13 protein-coding genes are annotated in these 15852 nt (G+C 63.3%); 4 read left to right on the forward strand and 9 right to left on the reverse strand.

The genetic code is table 11. The annotated features are described in order from the left end of the window. Positions 1-2 precede the first annotated feature (2 nt). The 7 genes from FA89_RS04655 to dnaA form a co-directional block, all read right to left on the reverse strand. The gene (locus tag FA89_RS04655) at positions 3-770 is read right to left on the reverse strand and encodes a MotA/TolQ/ExbB proton channel family protein (protein WP_036138666.1); all 768 of its coding nucleotides are present in this window, start codon (positions 768-770) and stop codon (positions 3-5) included. A 53-nt stretch (positions 771-823) separates the two neighbouring features. Further along, entirely contained in the window at positions 824-1486 is a 663-nt protein-coding gene (locus FA89_RS04660; protein WP_036138669.1) for an energy transducer TonB, read from the reverse strand. 199 nt (positions 1487-1685) lie between these two features. After that, positions 1686-2987, reverse strand: a complete 1302-nt coding sequence (locus FA89_RS04665) for a tetratricopeptide repeat protein (protein WP_036138672.1) — start codon at positions 2985-2987, stop codon at positions 1686-1688. A gap of 282 nt (positions 2988-3269) precedes the next feature. Next, a complete protein-coding gene (gene gyrB / locus FA89_RS04670) occupies positions 3270-5714 on the reverse strand; it encodes a DNA topoisomerase (ATP-hydrolyzing) subunit B (RefSeq protein ID WP_036138674.1) in 2445 nt (814 codons plus the stop codon). 66 nt (positions 5715-5780) lie between these two features. Then, the gene (gene recF / locus FA89_RS04675; RefSeq protein WP_036138676.1) at positions 5781-6863 is read right to left on the reverse strand and encodes a DNA replication/repair protein RecF; all 1083 of its coding nucleotides are present in this window, start codon (positions 6861-6863) and stop codon (positions 5781-5783) included. Positions 6864-6958: 95 nt separating this feature from the next. Then, on the reverse strand, positions 6959-8059 hold the full coding sequence (gene dnaN, locus FA89_RS04680; protein WP_036138679.1) for a DNA polymerase III subunit beta: 1101 nt from the start codon (positions 8057-8059) through the stop codon (positions 6959-6961). A gap of 214 nt (positions 8060-8273) precedes the next feature. Next, positions 8274-9632 carry a chromosomal replication initiator protein DnaA gene (gene dnaA, locus FA89_RS04685; RefSeq protein ID WP_036138681.1) on the reverse strand — a complete coding sequence of 453 codons (1359 nt, stop codon included), beginning with the start codon at positions 9630-9632 and terminating at the stop codon, positions 8274-8276. 190 nt (positions 9633-9822) lie between these two features. Here dnaA and rpmH point away from each other — a divergent pair, with 190 nt between their 5' ends. The 4 genes from rpmH (at position 9823) to mnmE (ending at position 13519) form a co-directional block, all read left to right on the forward strand. Further along, positions 9823-9957, forward strand: coding sequence for a 50S ribosomal protein L34 (gene rpmH, locus FA89_RS04690; protein ID WP_036109021.1), 135 nt, complete (start codon positions 9823-9825; stop codon positions 9955-9957). Between the two features lie 14 nt (positions 9958-9971). Beyond that, a complete protein-coding gene (rnpA, locus tag FA89_RS19090; RefSeq protein ID WP_051938536.1) occupies positions 9972-10352 on the forward strand; it encodes a ribonuclease P protein component in 381 nt (126 codons plus the stop codon). Between the two features lie 67 nt (positions 10353-10419). Then, complete coding sequence (gene yidC / locus FA89_RS04700) at positions 10420-12123, forward strand: membrane protein insertase YidC (protein WP_036138683.1); 1704 nt, start codon at positions 10420-10422, stop codon at positions 12121-12123. 52 nt (positions 12124-12175) lie between these two features. Beyond that, positions 12176-13519 (forward strand): tRNA uridine-5-carboxymethylaminomethyl(34) synthesis GTPase MnmE, encoded by a 1344-nt coding sequence (gene mnmE, locus FA89_RS04705; RefSeq protein WP_036138686.1) that lies wholly within the window; start codon positions 12176-12178, stop codon positions 13517-13519. A 48-nt stretch (positions 13520-13567) separates the two neighbouring features. Here mnmE and FA89_RS04710 read toward each other — a convergent pair whose 3' ends face one another. After that, on the reverse strand, positions 13568-14794 hold the full coding sequence (locus FA89_RS04710; protein WP_081916812.1) for an MFS transporter: 1227 nt from the start codon (positions 14792-14794) through the stop codon (positions 13568-13570). 108 nt (positions 14795-14902) lie between these two features. After that, positions 14903-15811, reverse strand: a complete 909-nt coding sequence (locus FA89_RS04715) for a LysR family transcriptional regulator (RefSeq protein WP_036138689.1) — start codon at positions 15809-15811, stop codon at positions 14903-14905. Positions 15812-15852: the final 41 nt, after the last annotated feature.

Raw genomic sequence — 15852 nt, forward strand, 5'->3', positions numbered from 1 at the left:
CCTTACTTCTTGACGACGACCGGCGCCGTACCTTCGACGCGAGCGCCGGTGGCGAAGAAGTCGTGCAGGTCATGCGCGAATTCGTCGAACTTGGCGTAGGTCAGGCGGTTGGAGCGCATGAAGAAGTTGTACGCGAGCACGGCCGGGATAGCGGTGAACAGACCGAACGCGGTCATGATCAGCGCCTCACCGACAGGACCGGCGACCTTGTCCATCGATGCGGAACCCGAAGCGGCGATACCGATAAGTGCGTGGTAGATACCCCACACCGTACCGAGTAGACCGATGAACGGGGCCGAGGAGCCGACCGTGGCGAGCAGGGTCAGGCCACCTTCCAGACGCAGGCTCTCACGAGCGACGGCCTGGCGGAGTGCGCGATCGATGAATTCCGAACGCGACAGCGTTTCGGCGAGGCGACCGCCAGCAGCCTGCTGGTGGTGAGCGACGGCCGAAGCGGCATCGAGCGCGATCTTCGAGAACGGTTCGCCCTTCGGCTGCTCTTCGAGCATACGAATGGCTTCCTGCGTCGACGAGGTGTTCCAGAAACCCTGGATGACCTTGTCGGCGCGGGCCCGCACCATGCTGTTACGGATGAAGTTGGCGACGATGAAGTACCACGAGAGTACGGACATCGCGACCAGCACCACGAACACGATCCAACCGAGGAAGTCGAAGTTGTGAATGAGGTGGTCGAAGCCCATCTGCTTGAGGGCATCGGCGTTGGAGTTTTGACCTGGCTGAGCAGGCTGAGCGGAGGTGTCTTGCAACATAACGCTACCCTTGGGAAGTCAAGCGTGAACTTAAAAGATGTAAGTGTGGGGGCTTACAGCTGGTTTAGGTTGAACGTAACGGGGACACGTGCATAGCCTTCGACGGCAGCACCGCCTCGCTTGCCCGGGTTGAATCGCCAGTTCCTTGCGGCATCCTCCGCGGCTTTGTCCAATTCGCGGAAACCGCTCGACTGGTCAACCTTGATGTCTTTCGGCGCACCGTCGACACCCACGAGGACCAGAAGAACCACCGTACCTTCATGCCGCTGACGGACCGCCTGCGGCGGATACTTTGGCGGGTTACGCTGACGGTACGACAGATTTTCGCTCGGCGCGATATCCGCCGGCGGAGCAGGCGGCGCGGGAGGCGCCGGCGGCGGAGCCGGAACAGGATTCGAGCTCGCTTCCTCGACAGCCGGCGGCGGTGGAGCCGGCGGCGGCGGAGTCGGCGGCGGCTTCACCTGCTGGATGATCTTCGGCGGCGGCTGCTTGGGGGGTTCGGGCGGCGGCGGCGGCGGAGGGGGCGGGGGCGGCGGCGGTTCGATAAAATCGACCTGCACGACTTTCTCTTTCTGCTTTTCCTGCGACTTCGGCGGCGCCATGGGCGCGACCAGCAGCAGGAAGGCGAACGAGTGCAACGCAATGGCGACTGCCAATGCGCTGGTGCGCCCCCAACTGAACGGCGCTTGGCCGGTTGATTCGTTACTTGAGGCCATCAGTCACTATCAAGAGCTAATCAAGCGGAAGTGAGCCCGCACTGCTCTTCCGGCGTTCGGCAATTGACATTGCCGAAAACGCAGGTTTCTGCAAGCGGAAAGATATGCAAGTTACACCAGCATATGGCGTTTGTATAGCGCCTGAAGGGAGGATTCGTGACGACGTTAAATCCTCCACTTTTCAGCACTTTACAAGCGCTTACTTGGTGTTCTCTGCATTTTTCAACCAGGCGTTGGCCTTGGCAGACGTTTCAGGGTCCTGCGCCGCGAGCTTCATGTCCGCAATAGCACCCTGCTTGTTCTTCTGACCACGCTTGGCTTCCGCGCGCACCATATAGGCCTGGCCCTTATGCTGAACGCCCTTGCTGATGGCATCGGTCACCGATTTCTCGGCAGCCGGGTATTGATTCTTCTGCAGCTGGAGGCGGGCGACGCTGAGCGACACCTCGCCGTCCTTCGCCAGCGGAGCAGCCTTCTGGTACGCGGCCAGCGCGGCGCTCTCGTTGCCTGCCGTAATGGCGGCGTCGCCCTGCAGCTTGTAGACCTCGGCGGAGGGCTTCACCACGCCCTTCGACAGACCGTCTTCCAGCACGGCCTGCGCCTTGCCGGCGTTGGCTTCCTGGCGCTCGCTGTGGTCCTGACCATCGATCAGGTAGACCTTGGCGAGGTTGATATACAGCTTCTCGTCCTTGAAGGCGCCCGCGGCACGGCCCTTTTCGAGCAGCGCGATCGCTTCGGGATACTTCTGCGCCTGGATCAGCGAGGACGCCGCATTCTGCATCGCGGTCGGGTCGTTCGGATTCTTGGCCAGCTCGGCCGAAGCCAGGTCGGCGGCCTTGTCGCCCTGGCCGGTTTCCGCATAGCTGGCGGCGAGGATCTGGTCCCACGAACCCTGCGGCTTCGCGTCCGGCATCGACTTCGCTTTGGTGATGGCGGCGATGGCTTCCGGGTACTTCTCGAGGCGGTAATCGATATTGCCTTCGAGACCGTAGGAGTCGGCCGTTTCCTTCTTGCCTTCTGAGCGCCATTCCTGCAGCGACTGCAACGCCGGGGCGTACTGCTCGTCAGCCACCAGGAACTGCGTGTACATGTACTTCAGTTGGAAGTAGGTGTCGTTCGGCATGACGCCGATGTCCAGCGCCTTCTTCAGTTCGACGATGGCGCCTTTCACGTCGCCGTCGTTGTACTTCATGTTGGCCAGGCCCTGCAGGGCCAGTGCCTGGGCGTACTTGCTGCTGGTACCCGAGCCATCGGCCAGCGGCTGCAGGATCTGCATCGCCTTGTCCTTGTCGCCGTTGTTGGCGGCGTCCAGGCCCTCGTTGATGGCCTTCTGGTCCTTCTCGGTCTTGAGGTCGAGCTTGGGCTCCGTACGCGTGGCGTTCGGGTACAGCGCTTCTTTCTTGTCCTTGGGAGCCGAGTCACGAGCGCTGACCGCACCGCTGGCAAGGGAAAGAGCGACCGCCGTGGCGAGCGCGAGCTTTGCGAAGGAACCCTGTTTCATCGAATGACCTCAGGCTGTAGGACTCGGCGCTCAAAGAACAGTGCCGGGGGACTACAGAGGTTAACCTGATTCTATTCCTAAGAACAAGTCGCAGTGCGATAAAAAACAATAGTCAAAACAATGACTTGTTATATGTTTGTTGGCGCGATGCAAATTTGTGGCCCTTATGGCCCTTGAAAACGGCGTTTTCATCCTTCCCTGCGAGTTGTGACGCAGGTCAAAAAAAGAGCCCGATGCGTAACCGCCATCGGGCTCCGTGATGTAAACGCTTACGCCGGATCGTCAGACGTCGAGGTTGGCTACCTTCAGCGCGTTCGATTCGATGAAGTCGCGACGCGGTTCCACGGCCTCGCCCATCAGCATCGAGAACATCTGGTCGGCGGCCACGGCGTCCTCGATGCCCACCTGCAGCATGCGACGGGTTTCCGGATTGACCGTGGTTTCCCACAGCTGCTCCGGATTCATTTCACCCAGGCCCTTGAAGCGCTGGATGGAGCGGCCCTTCTTGGCTTCGTCCAGGAGCCAGTTGCGCACGTCCGCGAAGCTGAGCACGCCGCGCGAGGCATTGCCGCGGCGAACCACGGCGCCGGGCTGCAGGTGCAGGTCGGCGAGCTGACGTGAAATGCCCAGGATGGCGCGGAATTCGATACCGCCGAAGAACGCCTGCGGCATGATCCACGTGTGGCTGAGGCCGTGCTGCATCCGCTCCACTTCGACGGCGGCGCCCTGCTCGTTCAGCGCCGGACGGAAGCGCAGCTTGTAGGTAGGCTTGCCCAGGCCGCTGGCACTGAGGCGCGTGGCAATGCCATCGAGCCAGGCCTGCATGGCGACAGGGTCGGCCCACAGGCCTTCTTCCATCGGCACGTGCTCGATCATCGCGGTGAGCGAGGTGGTGTCGAAGCGATGGCTGAGGCGAGCGATCTGGTCCAGGGCGGACTGGTAATCGTGCAGCAGCTTCTCCAGGACTTCGCCGCTCACGGGTGGCGCGCCCTCTTCCGGCATTAGCGACGCGTTATCCACCGCACCCGAGATCAGGTACTGGTTCAGGACCACGTCGTCCTTGATGTACATCTCCTGCTTGCCCTGCTTCACCTTGTACAGCGGCGGCAGGCCGATGTAGACGTGCCCGCGTTCGATCAGTTCGGGCATCTGGCGGTAGAAGAAAGTCAGCAGCAGCGTGCGGATGTGGGAGCCGTCCACGTCCGCATCGGTCATGATGATGATGCGGTGGTAGCGCAGCTTGTCCGGGTTGTATTCGTCCTTGCCGATGCCCGTGCCCAGCGCGGTGATCAGCGTGCCGACTTCGGCGGAGGCGATCATCTTGTCGAAGCGTGCCTTCTCCACGTTGAGGATCTTGCCCTTCAACGGCAGCACGGCCTGCGTGCGCCGGTTGCGGCCCTGCTTGGCCGAGCCGCCTGCGGAGTCACCCTCGACCAGGAACAGTTCGGACAACGCCGGATCCTTTTCCTGGCAGTCCGCCAGCTTGCCCGGCAGACCGGCGATGTCGAGCGCGCCCTTGCGGCGGGTCATCTCGCGGGCCTTGCGGGCCGCTTCGCGGGCACGTGCCGCATCCACCGCCTTGGAAGCGATGGCCTTGGCCTCGGCCGGATGCTCCAGCAGGAACTCGGACAGGCGGTCGTTGACCACCTGTTCCACCGCGGTCTTCACCTCGCTGGAAACCAGTTTGTCCTTGGTCTGCGAGGAGAACTTCGGATCGGGCACCTTGACCGACAGCACGGCGATCATGCCTTCGCGCATGTCGTCGCCGGACAGGCCCACCTTGGCGTTCTTGGCGAGACCTTCCTTCTCGATGTAGCTCTGCAGTGTACGCGTCAGCGCGGCGCGGAAGCCCGTGAGATGGGTACCGCCGTCACGCTGGGGAATGTTGTTGGTGAAGCAGAACATCGTTTCCTGGTACGCGTCCGTCCACTGCATGGCCACTTCGACGGTAATGCCGTCGGCGGTTTCCGTGCTGAAGCTGACGACCGTCGGGTGTAGCGCGGTTTTCAGCTGGGACAGATGCTGGACGAAGGAGCGGATGCCGCCCTCGTAGGCGAAGATATCCTTGCGCTCGTTGCGCTCGTCCACCAGCTCGATGGTGACGCCAGAGTTGAGGAAGGCCAACTCACGCAGGCGCTTCGCCAGGATGTCGTAATGGAACTCGATGTTGTTGGTGAACGTGGCCGGGCTGGGCAGGAACCGCACCATGGTGCCGCGCCGCGTGGTGTCGCCCACGGGGCCGATGGGGGCCTGGGCCACGCCGTGTGCGTATTCCTGACGGTATTCCTTGCCATCACGCCAGATGGTCAGCCACAAACGCTCGCTCAGCGCATTGACGACGGAAACGCCCACGCCATGCAGGCCACCGGAGACCTTGTACGAGTTGGCGTCGAACTTGCCACCGGCATGCAGCACGGTCATGACCACTTCCGCCGTGGAAATGCCCTCTTCCGGGTGGATCTCGACCGGAATACCGCGCCCGTTGTCCGAAACACCGACGGACCCGTCTTGCCCGATCACGACCGTGACGTAGTCGCAGTAGCCAGCCAGGGCTTCATCGATCGCGTTATCGACGACCTCGAACACCATGTGGTGGAGACCGGTGCCGTCGTCGGTGTCACCGATGTACATGCCGGGGCGCTTGCGCACCGCGTCCAGGCCCTTGAGGACCTTGATGCTGCCGGAATCGTAGGCGTTGGACTGGTTCGGATCGAGAGGTTCGTTCATGCGATGCCTGGTGGTGGCGCGGGGTGCGGCCCGATGCGGCGCAGGTGCGCCGGCATAGTCGGTCGATTATAGCAAAGCCGCGACGGCACCCTGTTCCACGTGGAACACAGTGACCGGTTGGCTGGAAAGTGCGTCCGGAATGTCCGTTCCGGTGACCAGAACCTGCGCATCGCGGCCGAGAAGCTGCGTTACCACCCACTCTTGATGGGTCCGATCCAGCTCGGACGCAAGATCATCGAGGCATATCACCGGCCACTCGCCCTTGATGTCTGCGTGAAGCGCCGCCTGCCCAAGCAGACAGGCCAGCGCGGTCAGTTTTTCCTGGCCGCGTGACAGGTGCTCCCTCAGGGGCGCCTGTTCGAAGTTGATGGTGAAATCAGCACGATGTGGGCCGACGGTGGTGTGTCCACGTGCGAGATCACGAAGGCGCCGTGAGGCCAGGACATCCAGCAAGGGCTCACCCTCCTCCCAGCCCGGGCGATAACGCAGGTCGAAGGGACCTAATTCGGGAAGGACGTTAGCGGTGAATTCCTGGATGTGGGGCAACAGTCGGACCAGATAAGCCTTGCGATGCGCGGTCATCGCTTCCCCAGTGGAAGCCAGTTCGGCCTCCCAGGGTTCGATCCAGGATGGTTCGATGGGGCCACCACCTCGCAGAAGCGCGTTTCGCTGCTTGAGGGCACGCTGGTATCGACGCCATTGCCCGACGAAGTCATGTTCCACGTGGAACAAACCCCAGTCGATGAAGCGCCGGCGTTCATCGGAAGCCCCGGCGATGAGGTCATGGGAGCCCGGCTCAAAGCAGACCACCGCGCATTCCTGCACCAGTGCGCCCAACGATGCCGCCGTATCGCCATCCACCCTCGCCTGCCACCGGCTTCCCTCGCGCCCCAGACCCAATCGTCGTACGCGATCGTCTTTACCGCGCACTTCCGCGAAAACGGACAGGGCGGCGGCGCCCCGTTGCAACAAGACATCACGCGATCCCGCACGGAACGATCGTCCATGGGACAGCAGGTAGGCGGCCTCGAGGATGCTGGTCTTCCCGGCACCGTTGGGGCCTACGAATACATTGATCCCCGCTGCCGGCGTCAGCGAAACGCTGTCGAGATTGCGCAACCCCGCGATCCTGAGTGATTCGAACTTCATGACGCCCTGTGGTGGCCCGTACGACGAAACGAAAAAACGCCGGGGTGTCGAAGACAGCCCCGGCGTCATCAGCCGAACTTTAACGTGGAAGTCGATCAGAGGCGAAGCGGCATCACGACATGGCGCGCTTCTTCGTTGCCCTCCTCCTGGAGCAGGCAGCTCGACTGCGCATCACGCAGGTTGATGCGCACCTTCTCGCCACGCAACGCACCGAGCGCATCCAACAGGTAGCCGACGTTGAAGCCCACGGCGAGGTCGTCGACGACGGTCTCCGCTTCCACCTCTTCCTGGGCTTCTTCCTGCTCCGGGTTGTGCGCAACGATCTTGATCCGGCCTGGCGTCAGTTCCAGTTTGACGCCACGGTACTTCTCGTTCGAGAGGATCGCTGCGCGCTGCAGGGCGCTGCGCAGCACATCGCGCTCGATGGTCGCGGATTTGTCGGCACCGAGCGGGATGACCGCCTCGTAGTCGGGAAAGCGTCCGTCGATGAGCTTCGAGGTGAACATGACGCCACCACGCCGCACGCGCAGATGATTACGCCCGAACTCCAGCTCTACCGAGCCCTCGCCGGCTTCCAGCAAACCGATCAGCTCGTTGACGCCCTTGCGCGGAATGATGATCTGGCGACGTGCCGACACCGAACTCTGCAGCTTGGTTTCTTTCAACGCCAGGCGATGGCCGTCGGTGGCCACGCAACGCAGCGTGTGCTCCTGCAGATCCAGCAGCATGCCGTTGAGGTAATAACGGACATCCTGGTTGGCCATGGCGAAGGCCGTGCGGTCCATCAGGTCGCGCAGCACTTCTTCCGGCAGCGTGACCCGCTCGACCAGTTCGATTTCATCGACGGTCGGAAACTCGCTGGAAGGCAGGGTGGCCAGGGTGAACCGGCTGCGGCCCGCATTCAGGGCGATCCGTTCGCCGTTGAGCTTGATGTCGATCTTTGCGCCATCGGGTAGTGCGCGAACGATGTCGAACAGCTTGCGCGCAGGAATCGTGATCTCGCCTTCCTGGACAGCGTCGGCGGCCGTTGTGGCGACCATCTCGACTTCAAGGTCGGTACCGGTGAACGAAACCTCTTGTCCGGAAGCGCGAACCAGGAGGTTGGCGAGCACGGGCAGCGTCTGCCGGCGTTCGACGACGCCCACGACTTGCTGCAGGGGTTTGAGCAGAACTTCCCTCTGGATGCTGAATTGCATGCGACCCCTACTCCTGCTTTTAATGTTTTTAAGATTTATATAGTGGTTGTTGTTAGGGCGGTGGATAACTTGACAAGTCAGAAAAACAAATAAATTTCAGTAACTTGCAACTTCATATCTATCGCGTCTAACCGGTGAAGCTATGTGGGTGTCTTGTGGATAACTTCGAGGCCCAAATCCATCCTCCGTCCATCCACCTATTATCCACAGGTTCTCAGCCCGTCAATATACGAATGAGTTGCTCCCAATCCTGGCGCATGCGCACGTCCTTCTCGCAGAAACCGCGGATGGTCCGGCAGGCATGCAGCACCGTGGTGTGGTCACGGCCACCGAACGCCTCGCCGATCTCGGGAAGGCTATGCTCGGTCAGCTCCTTGGACAGGGCCATGGCGACCTGCCGGGGGCGCGCCAGGGAGCGCACGCGGCGCTTGGAGAGCAGATCGGAAAGGCGGACCTGGTAATAATCAGCCACGGTCTTCTGGATGTTGGGCACCGTCACGGCCTGCGCATGGGTGTTCAGCAGGTCGCGCAGGGTTTCTTCCGCGAAGTCCGTGGTGATCGGCTTGCGATAGAAATTGGCCCGGGCCGCCAGCGTATTCAGGGCACCCTCGAGATCGCGCACGTTCGAGCGGATGCGTTTGGCCAGCAGCATGGCCACGTCCTCGGACACTTCCATGTGCTTCTCTGCCGCCTTGGCCAGCAAGATGGCTGCTCGCGTCTCGAAGTCGGGCGGCTCGATCGCCACCGACAGGCCCCAGCCCAGCCTCGACTTCAGCCGCGGCTCCAGCTTGTCCAGTTCCTTGGGATAGCGGTCGCAGGTGAGGATGATCTGCTGCTTCGCCTCGAACAACGCATTGAAGGTGTGGAAGAACTCTTCCTGCGTGGTGTCCTTGCCGGCGAAGAACTGGATATCGTCGATCAACAGGGCGTCCACCGTGCGGAAGCGGCGCTTGAACTCGTCCATGTTCTTCTGTTGCAGCGCCTTGACCATGCCGCTGACGAACTGCTCCGAGCGTAGGTACAACACCTTCGCGCCGGGATTGTTCTGCAGCAGCATGTTGCCCGCGGCGTGCATCAGGTGCGTCTTGCCTAGGCCGGTGCCGCCGTAAAGCAGAAGCGGGTTGTAGGCCCTGCCCGGATTCATCGCGACCTGCATCGCCGCCGCCTTGCCCAGCTGGTTCGACTTGCCCTCGACGAAGGTCTCGAAGGTGTAGTGCATATCCAGGTTGTGGACATGGGGCGGTTCCGGCGGGGCCTCCGGCGCCCGCGGCGCCTGCTGCGAAGGCGACGGGGACGGCGTGGCACTGCTCACGCGCACCGGCACGGCCCTGCCGCCGGACGAGCCGACTTCCAGGCGTACCGTGACGGGATGGCCGATCAGGTGTCCCGAGATACTCTGGATCTTTTCCAGGTACTGCTCGCGGATGGTATCCAGCGAGTACGGGTTCGGGGCGTACAGATGCAGGCCGGAGACGTCTTCCCGGGCCTGCAGCGGCATGAGCCAGGTATGGACTTCCTCGGCGGTCAATTCGCCTTCAAGACGCTCGAGACAGCGCCTCCAAAGATCACTCATCGGGTATTCTTGCCACAGAAGGGGCGCTTGCGCGCGGGGTGGACGGCAAAGTCTACCAGCGTTCCGCCCCCCGCCCGGTGTCCGATCGGCGGCAACTTCGTGACGGGCGCGTGTCCAACCGGTTGACAGTCCTCGGGATTGTCGGACATACTTGCCGGCCATATTTAATCTTCACCCGGATGTCTTCGCCATGAAGCGTACTTTCCAGCCCAGCTTGCTCAAGCGCGCCCGTACACACGGCTTCCGCGCACGCATGGCGACCGCCGACGGCCGCAAGATCATCAACGCCCGTCGTGCCAAGGGTCGCAAGCGTCTGATCCCGTAAACGGCGATACGGTCGTGCGTGCCGCCGCCATGCCGCGCGAAGCGCGGTTACGCCGCGCCGCCGACTTCGCCGCGTTGCGAACAGTCAGCGGTCGCCTCGGCGGCCGCTGTTTTCTTTTGCGCTTCGGAAACAACGACGTCGACACCGCCCGGCTCGGCCTGGCCATCTCCAAGCGCTGTTCCAAGCGCGCGGTCGACCGTAACCGGATCAAGCGCCTGGCACGCGAGGCGTTCCGCCGCGCCCGCCCCGATCTTCCGCCTGTCGACATCCTGGTCATGGCCAAAGACATCGCCGTGCAGGAGACAGGCGCAGCACTGCTTGCCGAGCTGGAAACCCTGTTGCGTCGCATTCGGCCGTTGAAGCGCGAGGGTGCGGACGGCACAATCGCGCGTTGATCTTTCTTAAGTCACCCCCGCCCTTCCCGGCCCCTCGGCCGCGGCGTCATTCGGATCTGGCCCTGCAATGAATCAAACGCGCACGCTTCTCTTCTTCGCGCTCATGTTCGTGGCGTATCTCTTGTGGACCGAGTGGGAGAAGGACTACGTCCATCCGCCGGCCCCCGCTGCGCCGGCCGCCCAGGTCGATGCCGCCGGCAAGCCCGGCGCCGATGCCAGCATTCCAGGTTCCACCGCGCCGGCCGCTGTTCCGAATGAGAACGCCCCGCCCGCCGAGGGCAAGGCGGAGTTGGTCACCCTGTCCAACGACGTGCTGCGCCTGACGATCGATACGCGCGGCGGCAGCATCGTCCGCTCGGAACTCCTCTACTACCCGACCAACCCGGTCACGAAGAAGGATCCGGTCTCGCCACCAGTGCGCCTGCTGGACGACGAGGGCGCGCACTTCTTCGCCGCACAGGATGGTCTGGTCAGCAGCAACGGTGCGGCTCCGGATCATCGCGCCCTGTTCCGTGCCGACAAAACGGAAACGACCCTGGTCGATGGTCAGAAGTCGGTCAGCCTCGATCTCACCTGGACCGATCCGTCCGGCGTGAAGGTAGTGAAGCGTTACACGCTCAAGCGGATGGATTACGTGGTGGATCTCGACCAGCGCGTCGAGAACGGTTCCACGGCGGTCTGGACGGGTAACGCCTATCACCAGCTGCAGCGCGTCGCCAACGAGAAGGTCAACTGGTTCAAGGCGTATACCGACCCGGCACAGCACAGCTTCTTCGGTGCCGCGTGGTACAGCCCGGATACCAAGTTCGAGTTGCTGCCGCTGGTCGACTTCGCCAAGAAGCCGCTCAACCGCGTTATCACCGGCGGCTGGGTCAGCATGCTCCAGCATTACTTCTTCGTCGCGTGGATTCCGCCGGCGGAGCAGAGCGTCACCTATAGCAGCGCCGTGGTCGATCCCAATTCGGCCACGCCACGCTACCTGGTGCGTGCGTTCGGTCCGGCCATGCAGGTGGCCCCGGGCCAGTCGGTCGACAGTGTCGCGCGCCTGTACATCGGTCCCAAGCTGCAAGGCACGCTGGACGCTATCGCCCCGGGCCTGGAACTGACAAGCAACTATGGCTGGTTCACCATCATCGCGCAGCCGCTGCACTGGCTGCTATCCCAGCTGCACGCCATCAGCGGCAACTGGGGCGTGGCCATCATCCTGCTGGTGCTGCTGATCAAGGCCGCCCTGTTCAAGCTCACCGACGCGCAGTTCCGCTCGGGCGCACGCATGCGCAAGCTGCAGCCACGCATCGCCGCGCTCAAGGAGCGCTACGGCGACGACCGGATGAAGATGCAGCAGGCCACCATGGAGCTGTACAAGAAGGAGAAGATCAATCCGATGGCGGGCTGCCTGCCCATCCTGATCACCTTCCCGATCTTCATCGGCCTGCTGCGCGTATTGTCCGAATCGATCGAACTGCGTCATGCGCCGTTCTTCGGCTGGATCCACGACCTGTCGGCGCCCGATCCGTTCTACGTGCTGCCGGTGCTGTACTTCCTGGTCACGCTGCTCACGCAGCGCATGATGCCCACCGCCGGCATGGACCCGACCCAGGCCAAGATGATGAAGGTGATGCCGTTGATCTTCGGCGTCTTCTTCGCCTTCTTCCCGTCGGGCCTGGTGCTGTACTGGACGGTGAACGGCGCGACCAGCCTGCTCCAGCAGTGGTGGATCAACCGCAGCGTGGAACGCGCCGACGCGGTAGCGAAGATCACCAAGGCATAACCTCAAGGCGGCGCGTCGAAAGACGCGCCGCTTCGCCATCGGCGGGTAAGAAATGAATCACGGCGACGACACCATTGCAGCCATCGCCACCGGCGCCGGCGCGGCCGGTGTTGGCGCCGTTCGCGTCTCCGGGCCGCGTGCACCGGTCATCGCCGCGACCTTACTGGGTCGCGAACCGACACCACGCCACGCCCATTTCGCCGCGTTTCGCGACGCCGACGGCGAACTGATCGATCGCGGCCTGCTGCTGTCCTTTCCCGCGCCGGCCTCCTACACCGGCGAGCATGTGCTCGAATTGCAGGGCCACGGCAGTCCCGTGCTAATGGACGCGCTGCTCCGCCGCTGCATCCAGCTGGGTGCACGGCTGGCACGACCCGGTGAGTTCACCGAGCGCGCCTTTCTCAACGGCAAGCTCGACCTCGCCCAGGCCGAAGCGGTGGCCGATGTCGTGGCCGCCACTTCGGAAGCGGGCGCGCGTGCGGCACTGCGCTCGATGGAAGGCGTGTTCTCCGCGCGAGTGGATGCGTTGCTCGCCGAGTTGATCGCCTTGCGCGTGCACATCGAGGCGGCCATCGATTTTCCCGAGGAAGAGATCGATTTCCTGGCCGATCCGCTTATCGGCGAAAAGCTGAGCGCATTGCGCACGCACCTCGATGAGCTGCTGGTCGAAACACGTCGCGGGGTCAGGCTCAACGACGGTATCGTCGTAGCGATCGTAGGCCGACCCAACGCGGGCAAGTCGAGTCTTCTTAATGCCCTGGCCGGCGAGGATCGCGCGATCGTCACCGATATCGCCGGCACCACACGCGATGTATTGCGCGCATCGATCAGCATCGACGGCGCGGCATTGGAGCTTGCCGATACGGCAGGGCTGCGCGAGTCGGACGACATCGTGGAGCGCGAAGGCATTCGTCGCGCGCATGCCCAGCTGGAACGATGCGACGTCGCGCTACTGGTGACGGACGAGACACATGTAAGTGACGATTTGCCGTTCTTCGATGGTGCCCCCGACCATGCGACACGCATCGTTATCGTCAACAAGATCGACCTGACCCGCACGGCCGCACGTATCGAGCGGTGTGACGGTTACGACATGCTTTGGTTGTCCGCGCACACGGGCCTCGGTGTGGATGCGTTGCGTCGCATGTTGAGGGAACTGGCTACCGCGGGCTCAGGTGACGGTGCGTTCAGTGCGCGCCGTCGACATGTGGTCGCGCTGGAAAGCGTTCGCGATCACCTCGCTTGGGCGCACGATGCGCTGGACAGCTCCCACGCGGGGGAGATTGCAGCGGAAGAGTTGCGGCATGCGCAGCAGGCGCTGGGTGAAGTGACGGGCGCCTATTCGTCCGACGATCTTCTGGGTGCGATATTCGGGTCGTTCTGTATAGGAAAGTAGGTCGCTCTCGCCGCTTCTTCGTACGTGGCAGATCGACATCAAAACGGCTCACCAGGCTGGAGTAGCCCCTCCTTTCGCTGCCCGCTTCTCGGCCGTCACCGAAGCCGCCCACACCCCGATCCCCGCCAGTGCCAACAAGCTCCCCACCCAACCCGGTGACGTCCACCCATAACCCGCCGCGATGGCAAGTCCTCCCAGGTAAGGCCCGAGCGCATTCGCCGTATTGAACGCCGAATGATTGAGCGATGCGGCCAGCCCCTGTGCATCGCCGGCAACGTCCATCAGCCGCGTCTGCAACACGGTGCCGAGTGCCCCGCCGATGCCGATGAAGAAGACATCCAGGCTGAGCAGCCACACGTTGCCCGCCGTGAACGGGAAGATCGCCAGGATCACCAGGCTCCAAAGCAGCAGCACACCCGCCGTGCGCATCAGTGCGCGATCGGCGAACACCGGCACCACCATGTTGCCGATGGTCATGCCGATGCCGAACACAGCCATGACCCACGGCACGCTGGACAGCGGCATGTGGGTGACGTTGATGAGGATGTCGGCCAGGTACGTATAGACGGCAAACATGCCGCCGAAGCCGATCGCGCCGATCGCCAGCGTGTACCAGACCTGCGGGCGCTTCAGGGCGCTGAGTTCGCGCAGCGGGCTGGCATTCGCGTCCGCCGGCGTATTCGGCGCGAAGATGGCGACCGCAATCATGGTGAGCAGGCCGAGAACGGCGACCAGCGCGAATGCCCAGCGCCAGCCGACGGCCTGGCCCAGCCAGCTCGCCATCGGCACGCCCACGATGGTGGCGCAGGTCAGGCCGAGGAACATCTGCCCTACCGCGCGTGTACGGCGGTTGGCCGGCACCAGGGACGAGGCGACCAGCGCGGCGACGCCGAAATACGCCCCGTGCGGCAGACCGGCGAGGAAACGGAACACGAGCATCCAGTGATACCCGGGCGACAGGCCGGTCAGCCCGTTGAATACCGTGAACATCGCCATGAGGATCAGCAAAAGGCGGCGTCGTGGCACGCGCGCACCCAGCACCGTCATGACCGGCGCGCCCACCACGACGCCCAGCGCATAGGCGCTGATTGCATGTCCGGCGGTGGGTGCATCGATGCCCAGGCCCTGCGCGAACAGGGGGAGCATGCTCATCGAGGCGAACTCGGTGGTGCCGATGGCGAAACCACCGACGGCCAGGGCGAGGATGACCAGGCCGACATGGGCGACACGGACGGGCGGTGCGCCCGGCTCGGGGAGGGGAGCAGAAGCAGACATGGAAGGACTCGGCGACAGGAGAGGCGCGCCCGGCATGATGCGGCGCAGCATGCGTCTAGAATACGCCCGTGGCCGGAACGGTGAAACCGTGGATCGAGCCGTCGCCCTTCACGCCGCCGTGTCGGGAAGCGGGTGATCGCGGATGAACTCGATGAACGCGCGCAGTGCCGAAGTGACTCGCCGCTGGCGGGGGTAATACAGCATGAAACCGGGATACGGTGGACACCAGTCCTCGAGCACGCGCACCAGCAGGCCGTCGGCCACCAGGTCTTTCACCTGGTCGTCGAGCACCAGCGTCAGCCCGATGCCGGCGACCGCGGCGTCCAGGGCGATGCGGAAATCGCCGAACGTGACCCGTCCGCGGACATCCAGTTCGAGCTTGGTCGAGCCCTGCTCCAGCTCCCACTTGTAGATGCGACCGCTGGGAAAACGAAAACGGATGCAGTCGTGCTGGAAAAGATCGTCGGGCACCAGCGGCGTGCCGCGGCGGGCCAGATAGTCCGGCGAGGCCACCACCGCACCGCGCTGCACACCGCTGATCGGCACCGCGATCATGTCCTCGGGTACCTGTTCGAAAAAGCGGATGCCTGCGTCGAAGCCCGACGCAACGATATCGATCAGGCCATCGTTCTCGACGGCCTCGAAATGGATATCTGGATAAGTGGCCAGGAACCGTGGCAACAGGGGCGGCAGCAGCAGCTGCGCCGTGACCCGGGGCATGTTGATCCGCAAGGTGCCCGCGGGCGCCGCCCGAAAGTTGTTCATCTCCTCCAGGGCGTCGTTGACGCCCATCAGGGCCGGCTCCAGCCGTTCCAGCAGGCGCTGGCCGGCTTCTGTCAGGGAGACGCTCCGCGTGGTGCGATGGAACAGCACCACGCCGAGCCGCTCCTCCAGCCCCCGTATCGCGTAGCTGATGGCGGACGTCGACAGGGTCAGCTCCGCGCCGGCCTTGCGGAAGCTGGCGTGACGGGCGACGGCGGCGAAAGCGGCAAGGTGGGAAAGATTGTCGGGACGCATAATTATCAAGGATAACTCAACGATACGTGCCGATAATCCCG

It is taken from the genome of Luteibacter sp. 9135 (assembly GCF_000745005.1).
In the GTDB taxonomy this organism is placed as follows: Bacteria; Pseudomonadota; Gammaproteobacteria; order Xanthomonadales; family Rhodanobacteraceae; genus Luteibacter.